The organism is Desulfothermus okinawensis JCM 13304, from assembly GCF_054654515.1.
On record NZ_BAAIEW010000002.1, the window covers coordinates 71,840 to 93,050 of the forward strand.

At 38.8% G+C, this 21,211-nt stretch carries 17 protein-coding genes; 12 read left to right on the plus strand and 5 right to left on the minus strand.

Going from position 1 to position 21,211, the window contains the following annotated elements:
- Positions 1–13: 13 nt before the first annotated feature.
- Together ACYQ0O_RS01345 and ACYQ0O_RS01350 are read left to right on the plus strand one after the other, a co-directional pair.
- The gene (locus tag ACYQ0O_RS01345) at positions 14–1,462 is read left to right on the plus strand and encodes a two-component system sensor histidine kinase NtrB (RefSeq protein WP_459889937.1); all 1,449 of its coding nucleotides are present in this window, start codon (positions 14–16) and stop codon (positions 1,460–1,462) included.
- A 16-nt stretch (positions 1,463–1,478) separates the two neighbouring features.
- The gene (locus tag ACYQ0O_RS01350) at positions 1,479–2,936 is read left to right on the plus strand and encodes an ATP-binding response regulator (protein WP_459889939.1); all 1,458 of its coding nucleotides are present in this window, start codon (positions 1,479–1,481) and stop codon (positions 2,934–2,936) included.
- A 58-nt stretch (positions 2,937–2,994) separates the two neighbouring features.
- On the opposite strand, the gene ACYQ0O_RS01355 is transcribed toward ACYQ0O_RS01350, so the two are convergent.
- From ACYQ0O_RS01355 to ACYQ0O_RS01375, 5 genes are read right to left on the minus strand one after another with little or no spacing between them, the layout of a single operon-like run.
- The gene (locus ACYQ0O_RS01355; RefSeq protein ID WP_459889941.1) at positions 2,995–3,384 is read right to left on the minus strand and encodes a response regulator transcription factor; all 390 of its coding nucleotides are present in this window, start codon (positions 3,382–3,384) and stop codon (positions 2,995–2,997) included.
- Between the two features lie 32 nt (positions 3,385–3,416).
- Entirely contained in the window at positions 3,417–5,009 is a 1,593-nt protein-coding gene (locus ACYQ0O_RS01360; protein ID WP_459889943.1) for a hydrogenase iron-sulfur subunit, read from the minus strand.
- Positions 5,006–6,160 carry an FAD-dependent oxidoreductase gene (locus ACYQ0O_RS01365; protein WP_459889945.1) on the minus strand — a complete coding sequence of 385 codons (1,155 nt, stop codon included), beginning with the start codon at positions 6,158–6,160 and terminating at the stop codon, positions 5,006–5,008. The genes ACYQ0O_RS01360 and ACYQ0O_RS01365 overlap by 4 nt, the downstream gene beginning before the upstream one ends.
- A 21-nt stretch (positions 6,161–6,181) precedes the next feature.
- The gene (locus ACYQ0O_RS01370) at positions 6,182–7,123 is read right to left on the minus strand and encodes a methylenetetrahydrofolate reductase (RefSeq protein WP_459889947.1); all 942 of its coding nucleotides are present in this window, start codon (positions 7,121–7,123) and stop codon (positions 6,182–6,184) included.
- A 15-nt stretch (positions 7,124–7,138) separates the two neighbouring features.
- Positions 7,139–7,807 (minus strand): methylenetetrahydrofolate reductase C-terminal domain-containing protein, encoded by a 669-nt coding sequence (locus ACYQ0O_RS01375; protein WP_459889949.1) that lies wholly within the window; start codon positions 7,805–7,807, stop codon positions 7,139–7,141.
- 378 nt (positions 7,808–8,185) lie between these two features.
- Here ACYQ0O_RS01375 and ACYQ0O_RS01380 point away from each other — a divergent pair, with 378 nt between their 5' ends.
- The 10 genes from ACYQ0O_RS01380 to ACYQ0O_RS01425 all read left to right on the plus strand — a co-directional run bounded on the left by ACYQ0O_RS01380 (position 8,186) and on the right by ACYQ0O_RS01425 (position 21,206).
- Positions 8,186–8,929 carry an ATP-binding protein gene (locus ACYQ0O_RS01380; protein ID WP_459889950.1) on the plus strand — a complete coding sequence of 248 codons (744 nt, stop codon included), beginning with the start codon at positions 8,186–8,188 and terminating at the stop codon, positions 8,927–8,929.
- Between the two features lie 13 nt (positions 8,930–8,942).
- Positions 8,943–9,689, plus strand: coding sequence for an ATP-binding protein (locus tag ACYQ0O_RS01385; RefSeq protein WP_459889952.1), 747 nt, complete (start codon positions 8,943–8,945; stop codon positions 9,687–9,689).
- A gap of 1 nt (position 9,690) precedes the next feature.
- Complete coding sequence (locus ACYQ0O_RS01390) at positions 9,691–10,494, plus strand: 50S ribosomal protein L11 methyltransferase (RefSeq protein ID WP_459889954.1); 804 nt, start codon at positions 9,691–9,693, stop codon at positions 10,492–10,494.
- On the plus strand, positions 10,491–12,038 hold the full coding sequence (locus tag ACYQ0O_RS01395) for an ASKHA domain-containing protein (RefSeq protein WP_459889956.1): 1,548 nt from the start codon (positions 10,491–10,493) through the stop codon (positions 12,036–12,038). Before ACYQ0O_RS01390 ends, ACYQ0O_RS01395 begins: the two co-directional genes overlap by 4 nt.
- A gap of 53 nt (positions 12,039–12,091) precedes the next feature.
- On the plus strand, positions 12,092–14,050 hold the full coding sequence (locus tag ACYQ0O_RS01400) for an ASKHA domain-containing protein (RefSeq protein WP_459889958.1): 1,959 nt from the start codon (positions 12,092–12,094) through the stop codon (positions 14,048–14,050).
- A gap of 140 nt (positions 14,051–14,190) precedes the next feature.
- Entirely contained in the window at positions 14,191–15,765 is a 1,575-nt protein-coding gene (locus tag ACYQ0O_RS01405) for an acetyl-CoA decarbonylase/synthase complex subunit delta (RefSeq protein WP_459889960.1), read from the plus strand.
- A gap of 26 nt (positions 15,766–15,791) precedes the next feature.
- Entirely contained in the window at positions 15,792–18,029 is a 2,238-nt protein-coding gene (gene acsB, locus ACYQ0O_RS01410) for an acetyl-CoA decarbonylase/synthase complex subunit alpha/beta (protein WP_459889962.1), read from the plus strand.
- An 83-nt stretch (positions 18,030–18,112) separates the two neighbouring features.
- Positions 18,113–19,456 carry an acetyl-CoA decarbonylase/synthase complex subunit gamma gene (acsC, locus tag ACYQ0O_RS01415; RefSeq protein WP_075068116.1) on the plus strand — a complete coding sequence of 448 codons (1,344 nt, stop codon included), beginning with the start codon at positions 18,113–18,115 and terminating at the stop codon, positions 19,454–19,456.
- Positions 19,457–19,541: 85 nt separating this feature from the next.
- The gene (locus tag ACYQ0O_RS01420; RefSeq protein WP_459889964.1) at positions 19,542–20,438 is read left to right on the plus strand and encodes a dihydropteroate synthase; all 897 of its coding nucleotides are present in this window, start codon (positions 19,542–19,544) and stop codon (positions 20,436–20,438) included.
- 147 nt (positions 20,439–20,585) lie between these two features.
- Positions 20,586–21,206, plus strand: coding sequence for a DUF3786 domain-containing protein (locus tag ACYQ0O_RS01425; RefSeq protein ID WP_459889966.1), 621 nt, complete (start codon positions 20,586–20,588; stop codon positions 21,204–21,206).
- Positions 21,207–21,211: the final 5 nt, after the last annotated feature.

Sequence of the window (21,211 nt, forward strand, 5' to 3'; positions counted from 1 at the left end):
AAGGTTTAAGGGTATGATATCAGAAAAAGAAAGGGAATATCTGGTAGCTGTGGTTAACTCTATCCCAAGGGAGCTTGTTGTTATATCTCCTGAACTAAGAATAGTTGCTGCAAATGATTTTGCCAAGGATATATATGGGAAAGATATAGTTGGTAAAAAGTGCTATGAGGTCTATTATGGAATTGATACACCATGTTCCAAGTGTAAAATTATTCAGCTTCTAGATGGAGAAGAAAAAAAAGAACCAAAGTATAGGATCAGGAATTTTTATCTGGAAGAAGAAGTTACTTTATTTTCCTTAGTTGGTACAGATTGTGATCCTTGTATGGTAAAACTGGATTTTGATTTAGCGCAGATAGGAAATCTTGAGAAGAAGTTATATCTTTCAAATACATTTTTGCACAATTTAATATTAAGTGCAGTTGATGCTGTTATTGCTGCTGATACAATGGGACGGATATTTATTTTTAATGATGCTGCCTCAAAGATATTGGGATACAAAAGGAATGAGGCAATTAACACAGTTGATATTAGGGATTTGTATCCTGGTGATGGTGCAAGAGAGGTTATGAAGAAACTTCGCAGTAAGGAACATGGTGGTCCTGGCAAATTGAAATCATATAGGGTTGAGTTAGTTGCTAAAAACAGAGAACTCATTCCAGTTGAGCTAAATGCATCTATTATTTATGAAAATGGGGTGGAGGTTGCTACTATTGGATTTTTTAGGGATTTGAGGGAAACCTTAAAGATGGAGAGGGAGTTAGAAGAGACCAGGATGCAACTATACCAGTCTTCAAAAATGGCAGCTATTGGCAATTTGGCAGCTGGAGTTGCACATCAATTAAATAATCCTCTAAGTGGCATCATTTTATTTAGTGAACTGCTATTGGAAGAAGAATTAGATGAGCATATAAAGGAGGATCTTAGAAGGATACTTGAAAATGCAAGGAGATGTAAAGATACAGTAAAAGAGCTTTTGGAATTTTCCCGGCATTCAGATAACAAGAGTTATTTTCTTAATATAAATAAGGCAATAGATAGAACCATATTTTTGCTAGAAAAACATCCTATATTTAAATCCATCCAAATTGTTCGGAGCTACACAGATGGTATTCCAGAAATAAAGGGAGATGTTCAACAGCTAAATCACGTTTTTATGAATATTATCTGGAATGCAGCTCAGGCAATGGAAGGTAAAGGAACCTTGACCATTAAGACCAGTTTTTTAAGAGATAAAAATATCCTGAAAATTTTATTTTGTGATACTGGTCCAGGGATTCCTGAAGATATTTTACCTTATATCTTTGATCCTTTCTTCTCAACCAAAAAACAGGGAGAAGGAGTTGGGCTTGGTCTTAGTATTGCCTACAGAATTATTAAATCACATGGGGGAAGGATATCTGCATACAATAAAGAAGGTGGTGGTGCGTGTTTTGAGATAGAGCTCCCTGTTTCACAGTAAAATAGAGGTGCATTATATGAAAATGGGATCAATTAAGATATTGGTTGTGGATGATGAAGAACATATAAGGATTGCCTTAAAGAGAATATTAAAAAGGCTTGAGGTTGAGATATATTTGGCAGAGTCTGGAGAAATTGCATTAAATATACTAAAGCATCAGCCAGTAGATCTGGTGCTTTTAGATTTAAAGATGCCTGGAATAGATGGCATGGATGTATTAAAGACCATAAAACAAGAATATTCAGATGTTATGGTAATTGTAATTACAGGTTTTGCCACATTAGAGACAGCTGTTGAATCAATGAAGCAGGGGGCATATGACTTTATTCCCAAGCCCTTTGACAAAGATCATATCTTGCTTGTTGTTAAAAGGGCTATTGATAATATCAAATTAAAGAGAGAAAAAGAGAGGTTAGATAGGGAGAGACAGGATGCACTTCTTGATTTGATTACAGAAAAAAGTAGATTGAAGACAATATTGGAGGTGCTCCCAAATGGTGTGTTAGTTACAAATAATAATATGGAAGTGGTACTTATAAATCCCACAGTAAGAGAACATTTTGATATTGCAAATAATATAGAACTTGGAAAAGATATATCTTTTTATATAAAAGATTCCAAAATAATAGATTTTATTATCACAGAGGACCAGGGATCAAAGGAATTTAAAATTTCAGATGATTTGTATCTTTTGGTAAAAAAAAATAATATCTTGACAAAGAGTGCTAAATTACTTGGACATGTAATAATTTCAGTTGATATAACTCCATTAAAAAAATTAGATCAATTAAAATCTGAGTTTGTTGCCAGGGTATCACATGAATTAAGGGGGAGTCTTTCAACTATCCACGAGCAGATAGCTCTTGTTCTGCAGGATTTAATAGAAGATCCAGGACTTAGCACAGATAAAAAGATATTGGAAAAGGCAAAACAGCGTACAAGAGGACTTACTGAGCTCATTGAAAAACTTTTGGACCTATCCAGGATAGAATCTGGAAAGGTCTATGTGGACATAAAAGATGTTAATGTGGAGGAGTTTTTAAAGGAGAGGTTTGAGGATTGGAAGGATCAGACAGAGATAAAAAAACAAAAAATAGTATTAAACCTGGGGGTGGGGGAAGATTTTACGGTAAAGGTAGACCCTAGGGCACTGGGTATAATGTTTAATAATCTGGTAAATAATGCCATCAAATATACCCCTGAGGGTGGTGAAATTTTTATTTCAACTTCTAAAAAGGGGAACATTGGGTTAATATCAGTAAAGGATACTGGAATAGGGATACCAAAACAAGAACAAGACAAAATATTTAATAGATTTTATAGGGTAAAAGAGGACTCTACAAAGGACATACCTGGCACTGGACTTGGGCTTGCCATGGTAAAGGGGATAGTGGATGATCTTGGGGGCGATATTCAGGTTATAAGTGAAGAGGGTATGGGAACTACCTTTGTGGTCAAAATTCCCCTTGCGTGATTTTAGCTCAACTTTATCAAAAGTAAAAAGAGACGCCCACCTTGGGCGTCTCTTTTTACTAACCCTTTGATATTATCTCCATAACACTCTGCAGTACTTTTTCAGTGCAATCAGGACCTTTGGGCACGTAGTCTTCTGCTTCCATACCCATTATATCATATTGAGTATATGTGGTTTCTCCTATATGCTCTGCTACTGCTGTTAACATTATTATGGGGAGGTCCTTGTAGTTGGGGTCTGATTTTAACTCCTTACAAACATCTAATCCCGACTTTTTAGGCATCATAACATCTAGTATCAGTATATCAGGTGTATTTTGTTTGACCTTTTTGAGTCCCTCTTCTCCGTCATGTGCCATATCCACAGAAAAACCCTTTTTTTCCAATTTTGATTTAAGTATCTCACAAAAGTCTTGATCATCATCCACTAATATAATTTTTCCCCCCATACTTGCTCCTTTTGTTTTAGGACATATTTTATTTAATTAGCCATCTTTTTACATATTCCCCTTAATTTTAAGGCAAGTTCCATTGGCATATTGGAGGCTATATTAATAAGCTCTACCTTGGCTGGATCAATCCCTATATTTGATAAGGAGTTTTTTAAGTGTTCAACTCTGTAGCTAGCAAAGATATTTCCTTTTTCAGATTTACAGTTGTCAATATGACACGCCCCTATTATAACCCCATCTGCCCCCTTTACCAGGGCCTCTAACACATAATCTACATCTATTTTACCTGCACATGGAACCTTAATTGCTACAAAACTTTCTGGAATCTCCAGTCCCAATTTTTTTGCACCTTCAACTGCCTCAAATGCTGAATTTTTACAGCAAAAAGCAACTATAACTGGGTTATCTTTTTTAGATTTTAATATGTTATTTAGCTCAGTTTTTATTTTATCGTCAGAGTATTCCTTTATCTGAATGGCATTCATTGGGCATTCAGCTGTACATATACCACAACCTTCGCAAACTAAGGAAGATATTCCAATTCTATCCACATTCCAGTATATTGCCCCGTGGGGACATACCCTATAACAAGTGAGACACCTTACGCATTTTTCGTGGTCAACTTCAATTGTTTCTTCTACTTTTAGTTTTCCTCCACCCTTTAGGAGGCTATGGATTCCACACCCAACATCAATGGCATCAACTAAAGTATATGGAAAAGGTTTTATGGATGATGCAGATCCTCCTACAAATATGCCTTTTCTGTTGGTATAAACAGGTATCCTCCTCACATTATTAGTCTGTAAAAAGCCAGTTGAGTCAGTATGGATTCTAAGTAGATTAGCTATCTCCTTGTTCTTTTCATTGGGAACTATCCTATCTTCCAGGATAACATAATCAGCTATGATTTCAATATCTTTTTTAATTATTGAATCATGACAAATTACAGCTAGTTTATCCCCTTCTACATTTACTTCAGGATTGTTAGGAGACTTTATAATCAAAACCCCATTTTCTTTTGCATGAAGAATAAGTTTTTCAAGCCCAGGAGATGCTGTTTTTACATTTTTTACAATAAGATATACCTTTGAACCCAATTTATTAAGCTCTATTGCATTCAAGACAATATTTTTAAAGCTCACAGGATTGCTTTCTTCCTGAAAGGTTGTGAGAAATATTGCTGTTTTATTTGAAAATTTATCCTCAGATACATTATCTTGGAGTTTTGATATAGAAACTACATTATCACTTGGTTCTAGTTTATATTCGTCAAATATAGGCAAGCATCCATAGGGAGTTGCAACTACAATTGCTCCAAAATTTTTTTTCTCTATCTTTCCATTTGAACTTAAATATACTTTAAAGTCTCCGTAAAACCCATCTACCTTAGATAGCTCTATATCCTTTAAAAGGGTGGTGTTGGGGTCGTTTTTTAATTCTTCTAATGTCTGTGCGTAGTAGTTATCAGCTTCATTTTTATAACAAGGATCTGGTTCAAAATCCTGTTCCATGCCCAGGATGGTTACTGAATATCCCTGTTTTCTTATTTTTTGGGCAGCTGCAATCCCTGCTACCCCCCCACCTATTATAAGGACCTCTGGATTTATATTTATTTCAATCACTTTTTTCCTCCTAAATAAGTCAGGGTTTCACAAGCTGCACCCTTTGCATGTGATATGGTGTTTAAGATGTCTTTTGGACCTGTGGTGGTTCCAGCCAGGAATATTCCTTCCTTGGATGTAATACATGGTCTAAGGGGATCAAACTCCTTAAAAAATTTATCTTCATCTAGCTCAACATCTAAAATATCAGACAATTGTTTGTTGTCTTCATTTGGTCTTATTCCCACAGATAGTACCACTAATTCAAATTCCTCTAATTTTCTATTGCCTTCAATGTCGTCCACATATGCCACATTTACTTTGCTGCCTTTACCAGGAAATATATCAACTGGGGTTGCAGTTACTAATTTTACCTCTGATTTTATTTGTTCTAAAAATTGGGAATACTCCTTACCCACATTTTGAATATCAATGAAAAATACCCAAATTTCTGTGTCAGGATATTTGTGTTTGATCATTGAAGCCATCCTGAGTGCATAGGGACAACACACTTCAGAACACCAAACACTGTTATAGCTTTTGCTTCTACTTCCAACACATTGAATAAAGGCCATTTTTTTTGCCCTCTGGTTGTCCGAAGGTCTAATGGGACTGTATTTTTCTTTCAAGGTATTTTCCAATTCTAGAGCAGTTATTACATTTTCCCACATTTTATATCCATAGGCCACCTTGGCTGTTGGATCAAAGGGGGTAAAGCCAGTAGCAATGATTATGGCATCTACATCTACTTCTCCCTCATATCCAAGTTCCTCTATTTTTACTGCATCCTCTTCACCTTTTATATCTCCAACAATTACCTTGTAAGGGGAGTTGTATTTTGAAAACCCTTGAAGAATTTTATTTTCTTCAGGTTCAGGGTTTGATTTTTTTAATTTTACCTTAAAATTTCCATTTTTTGTAATTTTATCAAGCTCAGTTCTAAGGCGTATATTAATATTGGGATCATTAATAACATCCCTAAGTGTCTCTTCTACCATACAAGCACCACATTGTTGGCACCTATCAGTGGCCTTACAGGTAAAACCAATGGATTTTCCACCTAAAAAACATGTTTTTTCCACTAGTTCTACCTGGATATTGTTTTTGGAGAGTTCAAGTGCGGCACTCAGACCCGCAATCCCTCCTCCCAGGACCATGACTTTTTTATTCATATGGATTCTCCTCTTTGTTTTTTAGACCTCAGGCCTAGGAAGTAGTCCTGCCCTCTCGGCAATTTCAGGGACCCTATGCTCCCATTCTATTGCCATTAGATGGACCCCTGCAACTCCTTTAAGTTCTTTAAATTCTTCTATTTGTTCACAGGCTATTTTTATACCCTCTTCAGCGGCCTTTTCTTTACCAGCACTTTTAAGGCGTTTGATCAATTCCTCAGGAACATCCATGCCCGGCACCTTATTTTGCATATACCTGGCCATGCCCACGCTTTTCAATGGAGTGATGCCCGCAAGAATAAATACTTTTTCTGTTAGTCCCATGTCATTGGCCCTTTTTAGCCACTCTTTAAACCTTTCCATATTGTATATGCACTGGGTTTGAATAAAGTCCACTCCAGCTTTGACTTTTTTGGCAAGCCTATATACCCTCCAATTGTACGGTTCGGCAAATGGGTTAGCAGCAGCACCAATAAACATCTTTTTAGGTGGTACATCTATATCATCACCGCCTTGAAATTTTCCTTCATCCCTCATTTTTTTTACCATGGATATAAGTTGCATGGAGTCTAAGTCGTAGACCCCTTTGGCCTGTGGATGGTCACCAAATTTTTGGTGGTCTCCAGATAAACAGAGCATGGTGCGGATGCCCATTGCATAACCACCCAATATATCGGCTTGCATTGCCAACCTATTTCTGTCCCTACACACCATTTGGTATACTGGTTCAAGTCCCTCTTCGAGACAGAGCAAAGAGGTAACTAAACTGGACATCCTCACAATTGCAGTCTGATTGTCAGTTATATTTACAGCATCTACGTATCCCTTTAAATATGAAATCTTTTTTTTGACCTTTTCTACATTTGCACCCCTAGGAGGTCCTAGCTCCGCAGTAAAAGAAAAATGTCCTTCCTTTAGCACCCGTTCCAATTTGCTGCTTTCTTCAATGTCTCTTTTATACATTTACATACCCCCTCTCTATTTTGAAGTCTTGTATAAATTTTCATATCCTGGTTGAATAACAGTCCTGGGTCTCTGATTTTCCCAATTATTGGCAGGCACTACGTCCATTATTTGATCAAGCCTTCCTTGTTTTTCCAACCTTTCATAAATCAAATACCATGCACAGGGCTGTTCTTCATCAATTTCACATTTTCCTTTGTTGGTACCACCACATGGTCCATTGAATAAGCTCTTGGCACACATGGTCACAGGACATATTCCTCCAGTAATGCCCAACATGCAATTTCCACAGCCACGACACCTCTCTTCATACCATCCAACAGCTCTATTTAAACCCATAAATGTGGTATTTAATGCTGGAAATACTGGTTTTTCTGGGTATACTTCTGATAGAAATTGGACTCCTACCCCACAGGCCATGGACAAAAAAGCATCATATTGACCCGCAACATCAGCAAGTTGATCCAGAAATTCTTTGTCACATTGACGTTCTAATGTAACCCCCTCAAAGGAGATCTTATCCCCCATGGACAGAGACAATTCGTTTTTTAGCACTTCCACCTCCTTTTCACCACCAGCTAGACACACTGCCACGCATGTGCCACATCCCACGATCAAAATCTTCTTATACGGAGAAATCATGGCCTTGATTTCTTCCAAAGGTTTTCTTGTTCCAACTATCATTTTTACCCTCCTGGTTTATAAGTAATAAAAAAACAGTATTTATTATTAAAAACGAATAAAATAAACTCCATTTACATCTTTATTTAATGTTTGTAAAATTTTATTTAAAATTAATTAATTATAAAAATTTGGGGGTATTGTAATGGAGTTGAAAAAATAATGTCAACTAAATTAATCAAAAAAAATTAAATAGCAGCTTGTAACTAGTGGATAGGTTTTTCAATCTACCCCGTGTATAGATTTGATTTTAGCCTTGTTAAACCACATCTATCAAAGCTTGGGTTAAAGACCATGTGTAATTTCCTTTTTTAGGAAATTGACTTTTTCCCAGTCCCTTATATAGTAGGAACTCAATTTTAGAAATAAGGGGTGAATCATATGAAAATAGCAGTGGCAGGAAAAGGTGGAGTGGGCAAGACCACAATAGCTGCATGGCTTGGGGATTATTTAAACAGACAAAAAAAGCAGGTATGGCTAATAGATGCTGATACTGCAATATCGCTGGGACCGGCACTTGGCCTGTCTTTGGATGAGGTCCCAACACCGCTTGTTAATAATAAAAAATTGATTCAGGAAAGGGTGGGAACGGGAATTTATATTAATTTAAATCCAGATGTAGAAGACCTTCCCCAGAAGTTGGCTAAGGATGTGAGGGGAATGAAGCTTCTTGTTATGGGCACCATATCAGGGGCAGGTGCTGGATGTGGTTGTGCCCCAAACGCCCTTTTAAAGGCCCTTTTGGCATACATGATCCTTAGGGGTTCCCAGTGGATGATAGTGGACTTAGAGGCAGGTGTTGAACATTTAGGCAGAGGCACCATTTCAAGTGTGGATGGTCTTGTAGTTGTCAGTGAACCAAGTATTAGGGGGCTACAGACTGCATCAAATATATCTAGGCTTGCAAAGGACCTTGGTCTTAAAAAACAGGTCCTGGTGTTAAACAGGGCAGACGAAGATTTTAAGCTGCCAGAAAATATACCCTTGCCACCCCTTGTTGCAAAAATACCTTATCTCGATTCTCTGGCTGAGCGCCAGAAGACCACCTCCAGTGTGTTGGACCTTCCAGAAATAGATGCAATAGATAAGATATGTAAAAAGATAATTGATGAAATAAAAAAATAAGGAGAATTAACTCATGGCATATACAATAGCGTTTTCAGGAAAAGGTGGAGTTGGAAAGACCACTTTGTGTGGACTATTGATAAGGTATATGATTGAGACAGAAAAATATCCAATTTTAGTAGTGGACGCTGATTCAAATTACAATTTAAATGAGGTGTTGGGGGTGGAAGTGGAGACCACTCTGGGAGATATTAGGGAACAGATGAAGAGGGGGGAGGTGCCTGTTGGTATGACCAAGGACAGATTTATGGATACCAAGTTGGAAGAGTCCATTATTGAAACAGACAAGTTTGACCTGGTTGTCATGGGCAGGCCAGAAGGACAGGGTTGTTATTGTGCAGCAAATACCCTGCTTACAAACTTTTTGACCAGACTGGCTGGAAACTACGACTATATTGTTATAGACAACGAAGCAGGGATGGAACATATAAGCAGGCTAACCACAAAGGATGTGGATGGACTTGTGGTGGTGTCTGATACATCAAAAAGGGGTCTTCAAGCAGCAAAGAGGATAAATGAGCTTGCAAGATCCTTAAATGTAGTAATAGGCAGGGGATATCTTGTATTAAATAATGTGGAAGGACAACTTAGTGATGCTGTAAAAAAATATATTGATGATATGGGAATGGAGTTTTTAGGATGTGTTATGAAGGATCCAAAGATCCAGGAGTATGATATGCTTGGAAAGCCTACCTTTGAGATCCCTGAAGACTCAATTGCCCTAAAAAGTGCATATGAAATATTTAAAAACATAATTTAGTATGTATAACCCAAGATTATACATATATTATTTAAATGGACGATTCTCAAGGGAGCTTGATTGTGAAAGTTATATTGGATGCTGGATAGAAGAAGGCGATAGTTTTTTATTTTTTTTAGAAAAACAAGATAAATTGGTGTCTAGTATAGTAGAAGATGAAAAAAATTTGTCTTTAAAAGATAAGTTTGAAATGGAGTATATAGAGTGGTTGGGAGGTGAAATAGATACATTTGATGTTGGTGATGTAAGGATAATCCCTATATGGAACAGACCATCTAAATTGAATAATAGAGATATATTACTAGACCCTTCAGTTGTATTTGGGGCAGGAAACCATGAAACAACCTATAATAGTCTTCTGGCCATAGATTGGTTATTTAAAAATAATACCATTGAGAGCGTTTTGGATCTTGGATGTGGAACAGGTATTTTGTCCCTTTTTTGCGTAAAATTAGGGGCAAAAATAGCCCTTTCTGTTGATTTAAATCCCTTGGCAGTGAGGACAACCAGAAAAAATATTTTACTTAATAACATGAACAAAAAAATACTACCCATATGGGGTAGGGCCCAGGATTTTGTCCAAATTAAAAGTAATCTTTTGGTTGCCAATATACACTTTGATGTGTTATCAGATATCCTGACTGAGATAAAAGTAAATAATTTTAATTGGTTAATTCTATCTGGTATGTTCCCATCCAAGGTAGAGGAGATCAACTCCCTCCTTTGGGATAAGGGATTTAAGATACATAAGATTTTTGGTGGAAATACCAACTGGCCTACCATTGTGGGAGGACACAATATATGAGCCATATAAATTCATGGGTAGTGGATATTGATTTGCCAAAACCCACCCTCCAGGACAACACCTCTGACTGGGATAGATTAAATAGAGTAATCAAGGAAAAGACCGGTGTGCCAAGGTGTCTTGCAGACTTGACCTTTTTAAAGGGGCTTCCTTCTGTTTTAAGGGATGGGGATTTTTCTGTTAAGTGTTCCATCTTTAGGGACAGGTGCGCACACTATTTAACTGGTATAAAGGCCAGGCCAGGCAAAAGTTTTTTAGGGGTGGCAGTGGATCTTGGTACCACAAGGTATGTTGTATCTATATTGGATCTTGAGTCAAAAAAAGAGTTAATACAGGGGAATTATTTAAATCCCCAGGCAAAGATTGGTCCTGATATCCTGACCAGGATTCACTATGCAGAAAATTTAAAGGGAAGGGAAGATCTCAGGGAATTAATTGTAAGGGATTTAGATAACAATATAAAAATCTTGTGTAAACAAGCAGGTGCAGACCCAAAAGACATAGTAAATATAGCAATTGCTGGTAATACGGCAATGACCCATCTTTTTTTGGGGATAGTACCGAACTGGATTATAAGGGAGCCCTATATCCCACCGCTAAATAGACTGGATCTATTTTCAGCAAGAGAGATTGGGCTGGATGTGGCTTCAGGGGCAAAGGTGTTTTTGTTTCCAAATATTGGGAGTTATTTTGGAGGAGACTTACTTGCTGGACTTCTTGAGTGTGGGATCCACAGACAGGAGGAGATATCTCTTTTTGTGGATGTTGGAACAAATGCTGAGGTAATTTTGGGAAATTGTGATTGGCTCGTTGCGTGTGCTGGTGCTGCTGGACCAGCCTTAGAAGGTGGAGTGAGCAAGATAGGAAAACAGGCAGCCCCTGGTGTTATTGACAGGGTAAGGTTTGATCCGGTTAAAAGAAAATTTGAATACACAACCATTGAAAACAGACCTCCTGTTGGGATCTGTGGATCAGGAATGATAGATCTGGCAGCTGAATTATTTTTAAATGGCCTGCTAGATATCAGGGGGAAATTTGTAAAGGACAGAATCCCTGAGCTTTTTGTTGAAAGGGATGAGATCCTTTATTTGAAGTTGGTGGATGCAAAGGAGTCTGCAATTGGAGAGGACTTACTCATTTCCCAGCCTGAGATAGACAGTTTAATTAGATCAAAGGCAGCAATGTACACAATATTGGAGACATTGGCTGAGACTGTGGGGATAAGCCTTTCTCAAATATCAAAATTCTATGTTGGAGGTACCTTTGGAAATTTTATTAATCCAAGGTCTGCAATTACAATTGGTATGCTCCCTGATCTCCCAATAGACAGGTTTGTTCCCCTTGGAAATACGTCTTTAAAGGGCTCCCAGAAATTGCTTACAGAGCCCAGATCCTTTGATGAAGTATTTATGTTAGAGGAAAAGATAACGTACATTGAACTCAATGTTAACCAGGAATTTATGAATAAATTTAGTGGAGCAAAATTTTTGCCCCATACTGATCTCTCAAAATTTCCTTCAGTGAAATTTAGTGTAAAGAAATAAAAATTTTTTCCAAAAACAGGGTATTCCCTGTTATGGCTTTCAAGGAGGTGGACATGCCAAAGGTAAAATTTTTACCCCATGGACGAGAAATAGAAGTGGATGTTGGAACACCTGTAATCAGGGCTGCGTTACTTGCAGGGGTTCACATTAATGCATCTTGCGGTGGTAACGGGGTTTGTGGAAAGTGTAGGGTCAAGCTTGAAAAGGGAAGTGTTAAGGGTGGTATTAGTGAGAAGCTCAGTAAAGAAGATATAGATGAAGGCTATCGACTTGCGTGTTTGTCTGAAGTAGTAGAAGATATTGAGGTAAGGGTACCAATTGAATCAGAGATAGATGAAAGTGTTTTAAATATCCAGGCATCTCCTAGAAGAAGGGCAAAAATAAAGCAGATAGACCTAATTGATTTTAAAGAAAAGGGAATGTTTTTGCCCCCTGTTGAAAAGCGTTATCTTGAGCTCCCTCCTCCAACCCATGAAGACAATTCAGCAGATGTGACAAGGCTTGTAAATTTTCTGAAATTGCAACATAACGAGCACAGATTGGAAGTTGATTTTTCAGTGATTAAAAAAATATCAAAGGTGCTCAGGGAAGCTGATTTTAAGGTAACTGCAACCCTGGCTCGGTCTGTTAGGGAAGATGGAAAGACCAGGATATTAAACGTCCAGCCCACAGATACCACAAACAGAAACTTTGCTATTGCAGTGGACATAGGCACAACCACTATCTATGGACAGGTGCTTGATTTAAATAATGGTGAGGTACTTGCAGAGTATGGTGATTTCAACTCCCAGATGAGTTATGGGGAAGATGTTATTAACAGGATTGTTTATGCTGAAAAGGGAAATGGTCTGGAAGAATTAAATCAGGCAGTTTTAAAGACAATTAATAAGGTTATAGGAAAGATAATGAAAAAGGCAGGGGTGAGTGATGATGAGATTTCTACAATTACCCTTGCTGGAAATACCACAATGACACATCTGTTTTTAAAATTAGACCCCAGGTATATTAGGCGTGCTCCATATGTTCCAACCTGCACACTATATCCTCCTCTAAATGCAAAAGAGCTTGGATTAGATGTTGGTGAACATGTACTTGCCCTTTTATACCCTTCGGTATCCAGCTATGTTGGAGGGGATATTGTTGCTGGGATTATGGGTTCTCTAGTGTATAAGGAACCTGAACTTACCCTGTATGTGGATATTGGTACCAATGCTGAGATAGTTATAGGAAATAAAGACTGGATGGCGTGTGCTGCGTGTTCTGCAGGACCTGCTTTTGAAGGTGGAGGCATGAAATTTGGTGTGAGGGCAGAAAAAGGGGCTATTGAAGATTTTTCAATAGATCCTGTTACCCTGGAGCCAATGGTCTTTACAATTGGGAATGCAAAGCCAATTGGCATTTGCGGGTCAGGACTTATTACAACTGTTGCTACCTTGTTTGAAGTGGGGGTTATTGATAATAGGGGAAAATTTAATAGAGACCTTGATACTCCAAGGATCAGAGAGAAGGATGGTATATGGGAATATGTACTTTGTTGGGCAGAGGAGAGCGGAATTGATAGGGATATAAGCCTTCAAGAGCCAGATATTGATAATTTAATCCGGGCAAAAGGGGCAATTTATAGTGGTTGCATGACATTACTTAAGGAGGTTGGGCTTTCAATATCGGATCTGGATAGAATTATCATTGCCGGTGGCTTTGGGAGCTATATTGATTTAGAAAAGGCCATTACAATAGGTCTTTTGCCTGAGATGGATACAGATAAGATATCTTATCTTGGCAATGGATCCTTGTTAGGTGCCAAAATGAGTTCTCTAAATAACCAGATCAGAAGGGATGTGGTAGAGGTGGTTAAAAAAATGACCAATTTTGAACTGTCAGAGACACCTTCTTATATGGACAATTATGTGGCATCGTTGTTTTTGCCACATACAGATATAAATTTGTTTCCAAGAGTGAATGAACGTATAAAAGAAACCAGGAGAATCCTTGGGCAAGTGAGAAAAAAATAAAATTATTGTAAGTCTGCTCTGGTTATATATTGACAATTAGAAGATTTAAAGCTAATCCCATATCAAAAAACTGCGATAAAGGGGTTTTAAATCAAGTTAGAATTTTTTTTGTTAATATTTTCAAAAGTGAAGGAGTGCTTATGGGCTTTGAGATCATTAAAGAAAATTACTCAGGAGCGATCAAGGAAGTCACCATTGGGACTGGTGACAAGGCCCTGAAATTGGGGGGACAGACATGTCTGCCCTTTTATACCTTTGAGGGAGACATGCCAAACAAACCCAAGATTGCAATGGAAGTTTGGGATATGGAACCCCCAGAGTGGCCTGATGCAGCAAAGGAGCCATTTAAGGATTGTTTAAATGATCCAGCAAAGTGGGCCAAGAAGTGTGTTGAAGAGTATGGTGCAGATGCCATTGCCCTGCTCCTTAGGTCCATTGACCCCAATGACAAAAATGCGCCGGCTGAAGAGGCAGTTGCCACAGTCAAGAGTGTTTTGGATGCTGTGGATGTGCCAGTGATTGTATGGGGCTGTGCCAATGTGGAAAAGGATGCAGAGGTATTGAAGAAAATAGCAGAAGAGTGCGATGGGAAAAATTTAGCAATTGGCCCAATTGAAGATGCAAATCACAAACAGATCGGCGCTGCTGTAATGGGATTTGGTCATACCGCCATTGCCTCCTCTCCAATTGACATCAACCTTGCAAAACAGATCAATATCCTGCTTGAGAATTTGGGATTACCTCTAGATAGAATGGTAATTGACCCCACAACAGGCGGTCTTGGTTATGGACTTGAGTATTCATATTCAGTAATGGAGAGGATTATGCTCGCCGCCATGACCTTTGGCGACGACAAGTTGCAGCTTCCCATAGTAAATAACCTTTCCTTTGAGGTCTGGAAGTGTAAAGAGGCAAAGGAGACAGTGGATAGCGCTCCCCTTTTAGGTGATCCAGAGAGAAGGGGAATTTTAATGGAGAGCGTTGCAGCAGTTTGTTATTTAATTTCAGGCTCTTCTCTCCTTATTTTACGTCATCCTGAAACTGTAAAATTGGTGCGCGCATATATTGATTTAATGATAGACGGTGGAATGGCAACTGATGTTGCTCCAATAAATAAATTGCTACCAGAGGTAAGTGTTGATTATGCATCACTTGCACCAGAGCCAGATCTAAAGATCGAGGAAGAGAAAAAGGCAGCAGCACCTGCTGCAAAGAAAGAGGCAGCACCACCAAAGAAGGAAGAGAAAAAAGAGCCTGAGAAGAAGGTTGAGGAAAAGAAAGTAGAGGCCAAGGTTGAAGAAAAGAAGGTAGAAGAAAAGAAAGAAGAAAAAGTACCTGAAGAAAAGGTAGCGGCTGCAGCTCCAGTTGCTGGCGTTGCCATTGATGAGGCAAAATTAGCAGCAATGATCAAAGAGGGTGTAAAGGCCGTATTAGAAGAGCTTGAGATCTCCAAGAAAGAGAAGGAAGCCCCTAAAGAGGATAAGGCCAAGAAATTGGCAGAAGAAAAGGCCAAGGCTGAAGAGGCCAAGAAGAAGGAAGAAGAGGAATTTAAGAAGAAACTTGAGCAGGACATTGAGGCCGTAAGAAAGAAATATGAAGAGCTCAAAAAAGGAAGAGAAGAGGAAGAAAAACAAATCTTTCCAGAAAATGTACCTCAAAGTGGTCCAGAAAGACAGCTTTTTGAGTTAAAATTGATCCATAAAAGGGCAGCGTAAATAAAAAAATATAAAAGGAGAGGAATATGTCCAAATTAGTGGCATTTGCAGTTATACAGGGTGCATATAACATAGTATCAAAGGTGGAAGGACGCTATAAAAGGGTCCTTGAAGGTTATGAGGCATCCACAAAGGTTGGATTTCCAAATACAGCATATTATCTACCTGTTATCTATTCCTTAACAGGTCACAAGGTGGAGACTTTAGAAGATATGAAGAAGCCACTTGAATATGCTAGGCAGCTTCTTCCTCCACATATTAAAGGTCATCACCATGTACCTTATCTTGGACCCCTACTAGATGCAGGTATGGCTGCAATATTTGCCTTTGAGATAGATGAGGCTTTAAATTATCTTGAAAAGCCAGATTTTTACCTCCATTCTGAGGAAATAGATGAAGAAAATGGAAAGATCTGGTTAGGTGCAGCTGATGATATTATTTTCAGGAAAAGGGGTGTTGAGTTTGTTGATGGTTCAGCTCCTGGTTTTGCAGCAATAGTTGGCGCTGCTCCAACTCCAGAAATTGCCAAGATGATTGTTGAAGATTACCAGCAGAAAAACCTCTACATATTCCTGGCAGCTAATCAAAATGGAACCACAGTAGCTGAGCAACTTTTAGAGGCTGGGGTACAGATTGGCTGGAATACTCGTATTGTTCCATATGGTCCAGAGATTTCATCAGCAGTATTTGCACTTGGTTTTGCCAATAGGGTAGCAATGGCCTTTGGTGGTGTACAGCCTGGTGACTATAAAAAGATTTTGCTCTACAACAAAAACCGTGTATTTGCATTTGTCAATGCACTTGGCGATGTAAATGCTGAGTGGGCTGCAGCAGCTGGCGGTGCCATTAACTGGGGATTCCCAACAATAGCTGATACAGATATTCCTCAGGTACTACCTTATGGTGTATGTACTTATGAACACGTTGTATCCAATGTGCCCCATGATGAGATTGTTCAGAAGTCAATTGAGGTTAGAGGTCTTAAAGTACAGGTAACCAAGATTGATATCCCATGTGCATTTGGTCCTGCATATGAAGGTGAAAGGGTAAGAAAAGGCGATTTGTTCTGTCAGATGGGTGGTGGTAAGACCCAGTGTACCGAGCTTGTTCAAATGGCCAATATGAATGAAATTGAAGATGGTAAAGTAGAAGTTATTGGTAAGGATATTCCAGATCTAAAAGAGGGAGATGTTCTACCCCTTGGAATTTATGTACAGGTTGCTGGTAGGGAATTTCAGGAAGACTTTGAGCCAATTTTAGAAAGACAGATCCATCACCTTGTTAACTACATCCAGGGCGTAATGCACATTGGTCAGAGAGATATTTCCTGGGTAAGGGTTTCCAAGGCTGCAGTTGAAAAGGGATTTACCCTAAAGGATATAGGTGTTGTACTTCACGCAAAATTACACCAGGACTTTGGAAAGATCTTAGATAAGGTTCAGGTCACTTTGTATACAAACAAAGACGACGTAGATGAACTCACAAAGAAGGCAAGGGCTGCCTATAAATATCGTGACGAGCGTGTTGAAAACATGAGGGATGAGGACGTTGAGATTTACTACTCCTGTACCCTTTGTCAGTCCTTTGCCCCAAGCCACGTATGTACAGTATCTCCTGAGAGGACAGGTCTTTGTGGTGCATATAACTGGATGGATTGTAGGGCATCTTATGAAATCAATCCAACTGGTCCTAACCAGCCAATCGAGAAAGGTGAATGTTTAGATCCCTGGAAAGGTGAATGGAAAGGAGTTAATGATTTTGTACACAAGGCATCAAAGGGCGGTATATCCTCCTACACATTTTATTCAATATTAGACAGACCAATGACCACTTGTGGTTGCTGTGAATGTATTGCAGCAGTCTTACCACAGTGTAATGGTGTTATGACAGTAAATAGGGAATATCAGGGTGAGACACCATGTGGTATGACCTTTACAACCCTGGCAGGAACAATTGGTGGTGGTGCCCAGACTCCAGGATTTGTGGGGCATTCCAAATTCAACATCACCCAGAGAAAGTTTTTGCGCGGTGATGGTCCCAAGGACCAAGAGCATGGTGGTCTTTTAAGGCTTGTATGGATGCCAAAGATGCTAAAGGAAGAGCTCAAAGAAAGGCTCATTAAGAGAGGAGAAGAGCTGGGTATTCCTGATTTAATTGACAGGATCGCAGACGAGACCGTTGGAACAACAGAAGAAGAGATTTTGCCATTCTTAAAAGAAAAGAAGCATCCAGCTCTGGAACTTGAGCCAATGGTTGCTGGTTAATAGGGAATATTAGGGGGCAAATTTGCCCCCTTGTTTTCTTTAAAGAACATAAAAGGGACTGTTTTATATAAAAGGAGAGTAATATGGGTCTAACAGGAATTCAAATATTTAAGATGCTTCCTGGCACAAACTGTAAGGAGTGTGGGGCAGCTACATGTCTTGCTTTTGCCATGAATCTGGCTGCTGGTAAGGCTGAATTGGATCAATGTCCATATGTGTCTGATGAGGCTAGGGAAAAATTGGCTGAGGCATCAGCACCTCCAGTGCGTCCAGTGGCCATTGGTAAAGGTGTTAGGGCTGTAAAAATCGGGGGTGAGACTGTAGAATATAGACACGAAAAGACATTTGTGGGACCAACAGCAATAGCTGCTTTGGTGAATTCTGATATTTCAGAGGATGAGTTAAAAGACAAATTAAAGGTATGGAATGCATTTCAATATGAAAGGGTTGGTCTGAATTTACGTCCTGAGTTAATTGCACTAAAAGATGTAAATGGCAATAAGGACGAATTTGCTGCCAAGGCCAAGTTGATAGCTGAAACATCTGAGTTTAATTTGATCTTAATGTCTGAAAACAAAGAGGTAATAGAAGCAGCATTAGGTGTTACAAAATTTAAGAGGCCTCTTATCTATGGTGTAACAAAGGACAATGTAGAGGATTTTGGAAATCTTGCTAAAGAAAATGGAGTACCAGTTGCTGTAAAGGCAGATTCTGTTGATGAGTTAATTCCATTGACAGAAAAATTGGCAGATATGGGTTTAAAGGATATTGTAATTGATTCAGGTGCAAGGGAACCAAAACAGGCATTTATAGATCAAGTGGCACTCAGGCGCGCAGCAGTAAGACAAAAGAATAGGGCAGTTGGATATCCAACTATTACTTTTCCATGCGATATGGCATCAAACCTGGATGTAGAGACCATACTTGCAGCAACATTTATTGCCAAATATGGCGGAATTGTAGTTTTATCGGATTTTCAACCAGAATCCCTGTTCCCACTCCTTCTAGAGAGGTTAAATATCTTTACAGATCCACAGAGGCCAATGACAGTAACTGAAGGTATCTATGAAATTGGTAAACCAGATGAGAACTCCCCAGTACTTGTTACATCTAACTTTGCCCTTACCTACTTTATTGTATCTGGTGAAGTGGAGGCATCAAAGGTACCCAGCTGGCTACTTATTAAAGATACAGAAGGTCTATCAGTTTTAACTGCTTGGGCTGCTGGTAAATTCTCTGGTGATGATGTTGGAATTTTTGTAAAGAAATCAGGGATTGAAGACAAGATAAAACACAAAGAACTCATTATCCCTGGTTATGCAGCTGCAATAGTTGGTGAGTTAGAGGAAGAGCTGCCTGATTGGAAGATAATAGTTGGGCCAAGAGAGGCTGCGCACCTGCCAGCCTTCTTAAAAGCAAGGCAGTAGCTTTGGTATAGTTTAAAGGGCAACCACAGTTTAAGGGTTGCCCTTTTTTGTAATGGAAACATAAATAGGTAAAGGGGATTTTGGTATGACAATGTTACTTTTTGGAGAAAGCTTAAATGTAATGGTAAAAAAGATTGGACGGGCTTTTAAGGAAAGGGATAAAAAGCCCATCCAGGAAGAGGCCCTTTTTCAAAAGGAAAAGGGAATGGATTATATTGACTTAAATATTGGTCCTGCAAAAAAGGATGGACCAGACCTAATGCAATGGGTTGTTGAAACTGTCCAGGAAGTGGTGGATTTACCTCTGCTCCTAGACACTACAAACATTGATGCTATTGAGGCTGGGCTAAAGGTATGTGATAAGCCCCCAATTATAAATTCAATTATGTGCAGACCTGAAAGATATGAGAAGATGCTTCCCCTTGCTGCTGAATATAATGCTGATTTTGTTGCCCTTATGTGGGGACCTGAAGGTCTTCCCAGGGATGAACACGAGAGAGTTGCACTTGCAGTGGAGCTCTTAACTGCAGCAAATGCAGCTGGTATCCCAAGTGAAAAGATCTGGGTTGACGGTGTTGTCACCCCTGTTAATGTTCAGCAAGATCATGCCATGAAGCTCGTTAAATTTTATGAGATGCTCTATGGAGAACTGGCTGAGATGTTCCCAGGTGTGAGATCCACATGTGGTCTCTCAAATGTATCCAATGGTGCACCTGATCACCTTCGTCCAATCTTGAACCAGACCTATGCTGTTATGCTTATGAAATATGGAATGCAGTCAATTATTACTGATCCAAAGGACGATGTATTAAATGCCATTGCTAAGGGTGAACGTCAGGATATAGTTGACGTGATCTACCAGACAATGGATGGAAATGAGCCAAAATTAGATGACCTACCAAAAGAGCTTCAGGATTACGTAAAAACAACAAATGTCCTCCTTGGAAAGACCTTGTATTCAGATTCCTGGTTAGAACTATAATTTTTTACCTTAAAAAGCACTTATGGCCCTGCCCTTAATTTTATTTTTAAGGGTAGGGTTTTTTTATATCTGGATTTTCTCAGAATATTTTAATAGCATCGGTCTTTCAAAGGGAGTTATATTTTATTTTTTAAAGGGAGATTTTTTATGCCTAGAATAGATGATTATAAAATGGCCAGGGAAAAGGCAGTATTAGAACTTAAGGACGAGAGTTTTAAATACCTTGCAAATAGAAGTGGTTTTAAAATAGTAGATGATAATAAAATGGAAATACCTTTTCTTGGAAGTGTTTATGAGCTTACCTACCCTGATTTTGTGTTTAAGGACAAAATAAAATCTGAAAAGGAAGTGCCTCTTACTGAACAAGTGCTCATTTTACACTATTTGCAGGGGAAAAAGCCCCTTGAGATATATGATGAGTGGATATCTTATAGGGAAATACCAGGGGCAAGCTTTTATTTTGGTCCTTTTACTGCCAGGGCAATAAATCCAATGGTAAAGGTCTTTGGACAGAATCTGGAACTCTTTGAGAAATGTTTTTCCATGCTGGGTGGAGAGAAGATAGATGATGGGGATATTGGATTTTTATATTATTTTTTTCCCTTTGTGCCTGTTAAATACATCTTATGGGAAGGGGATGAAGAATTTCCACCTTCTGGAAACATCCTGTTTGATGCAAGTATATCAAATATCCTTTCCCCAGAAGATGTGGCGTGGCTATCGGGCATGACTGTTTACAAATTAATTGGCATATCAAGAAGTATATAGATTAG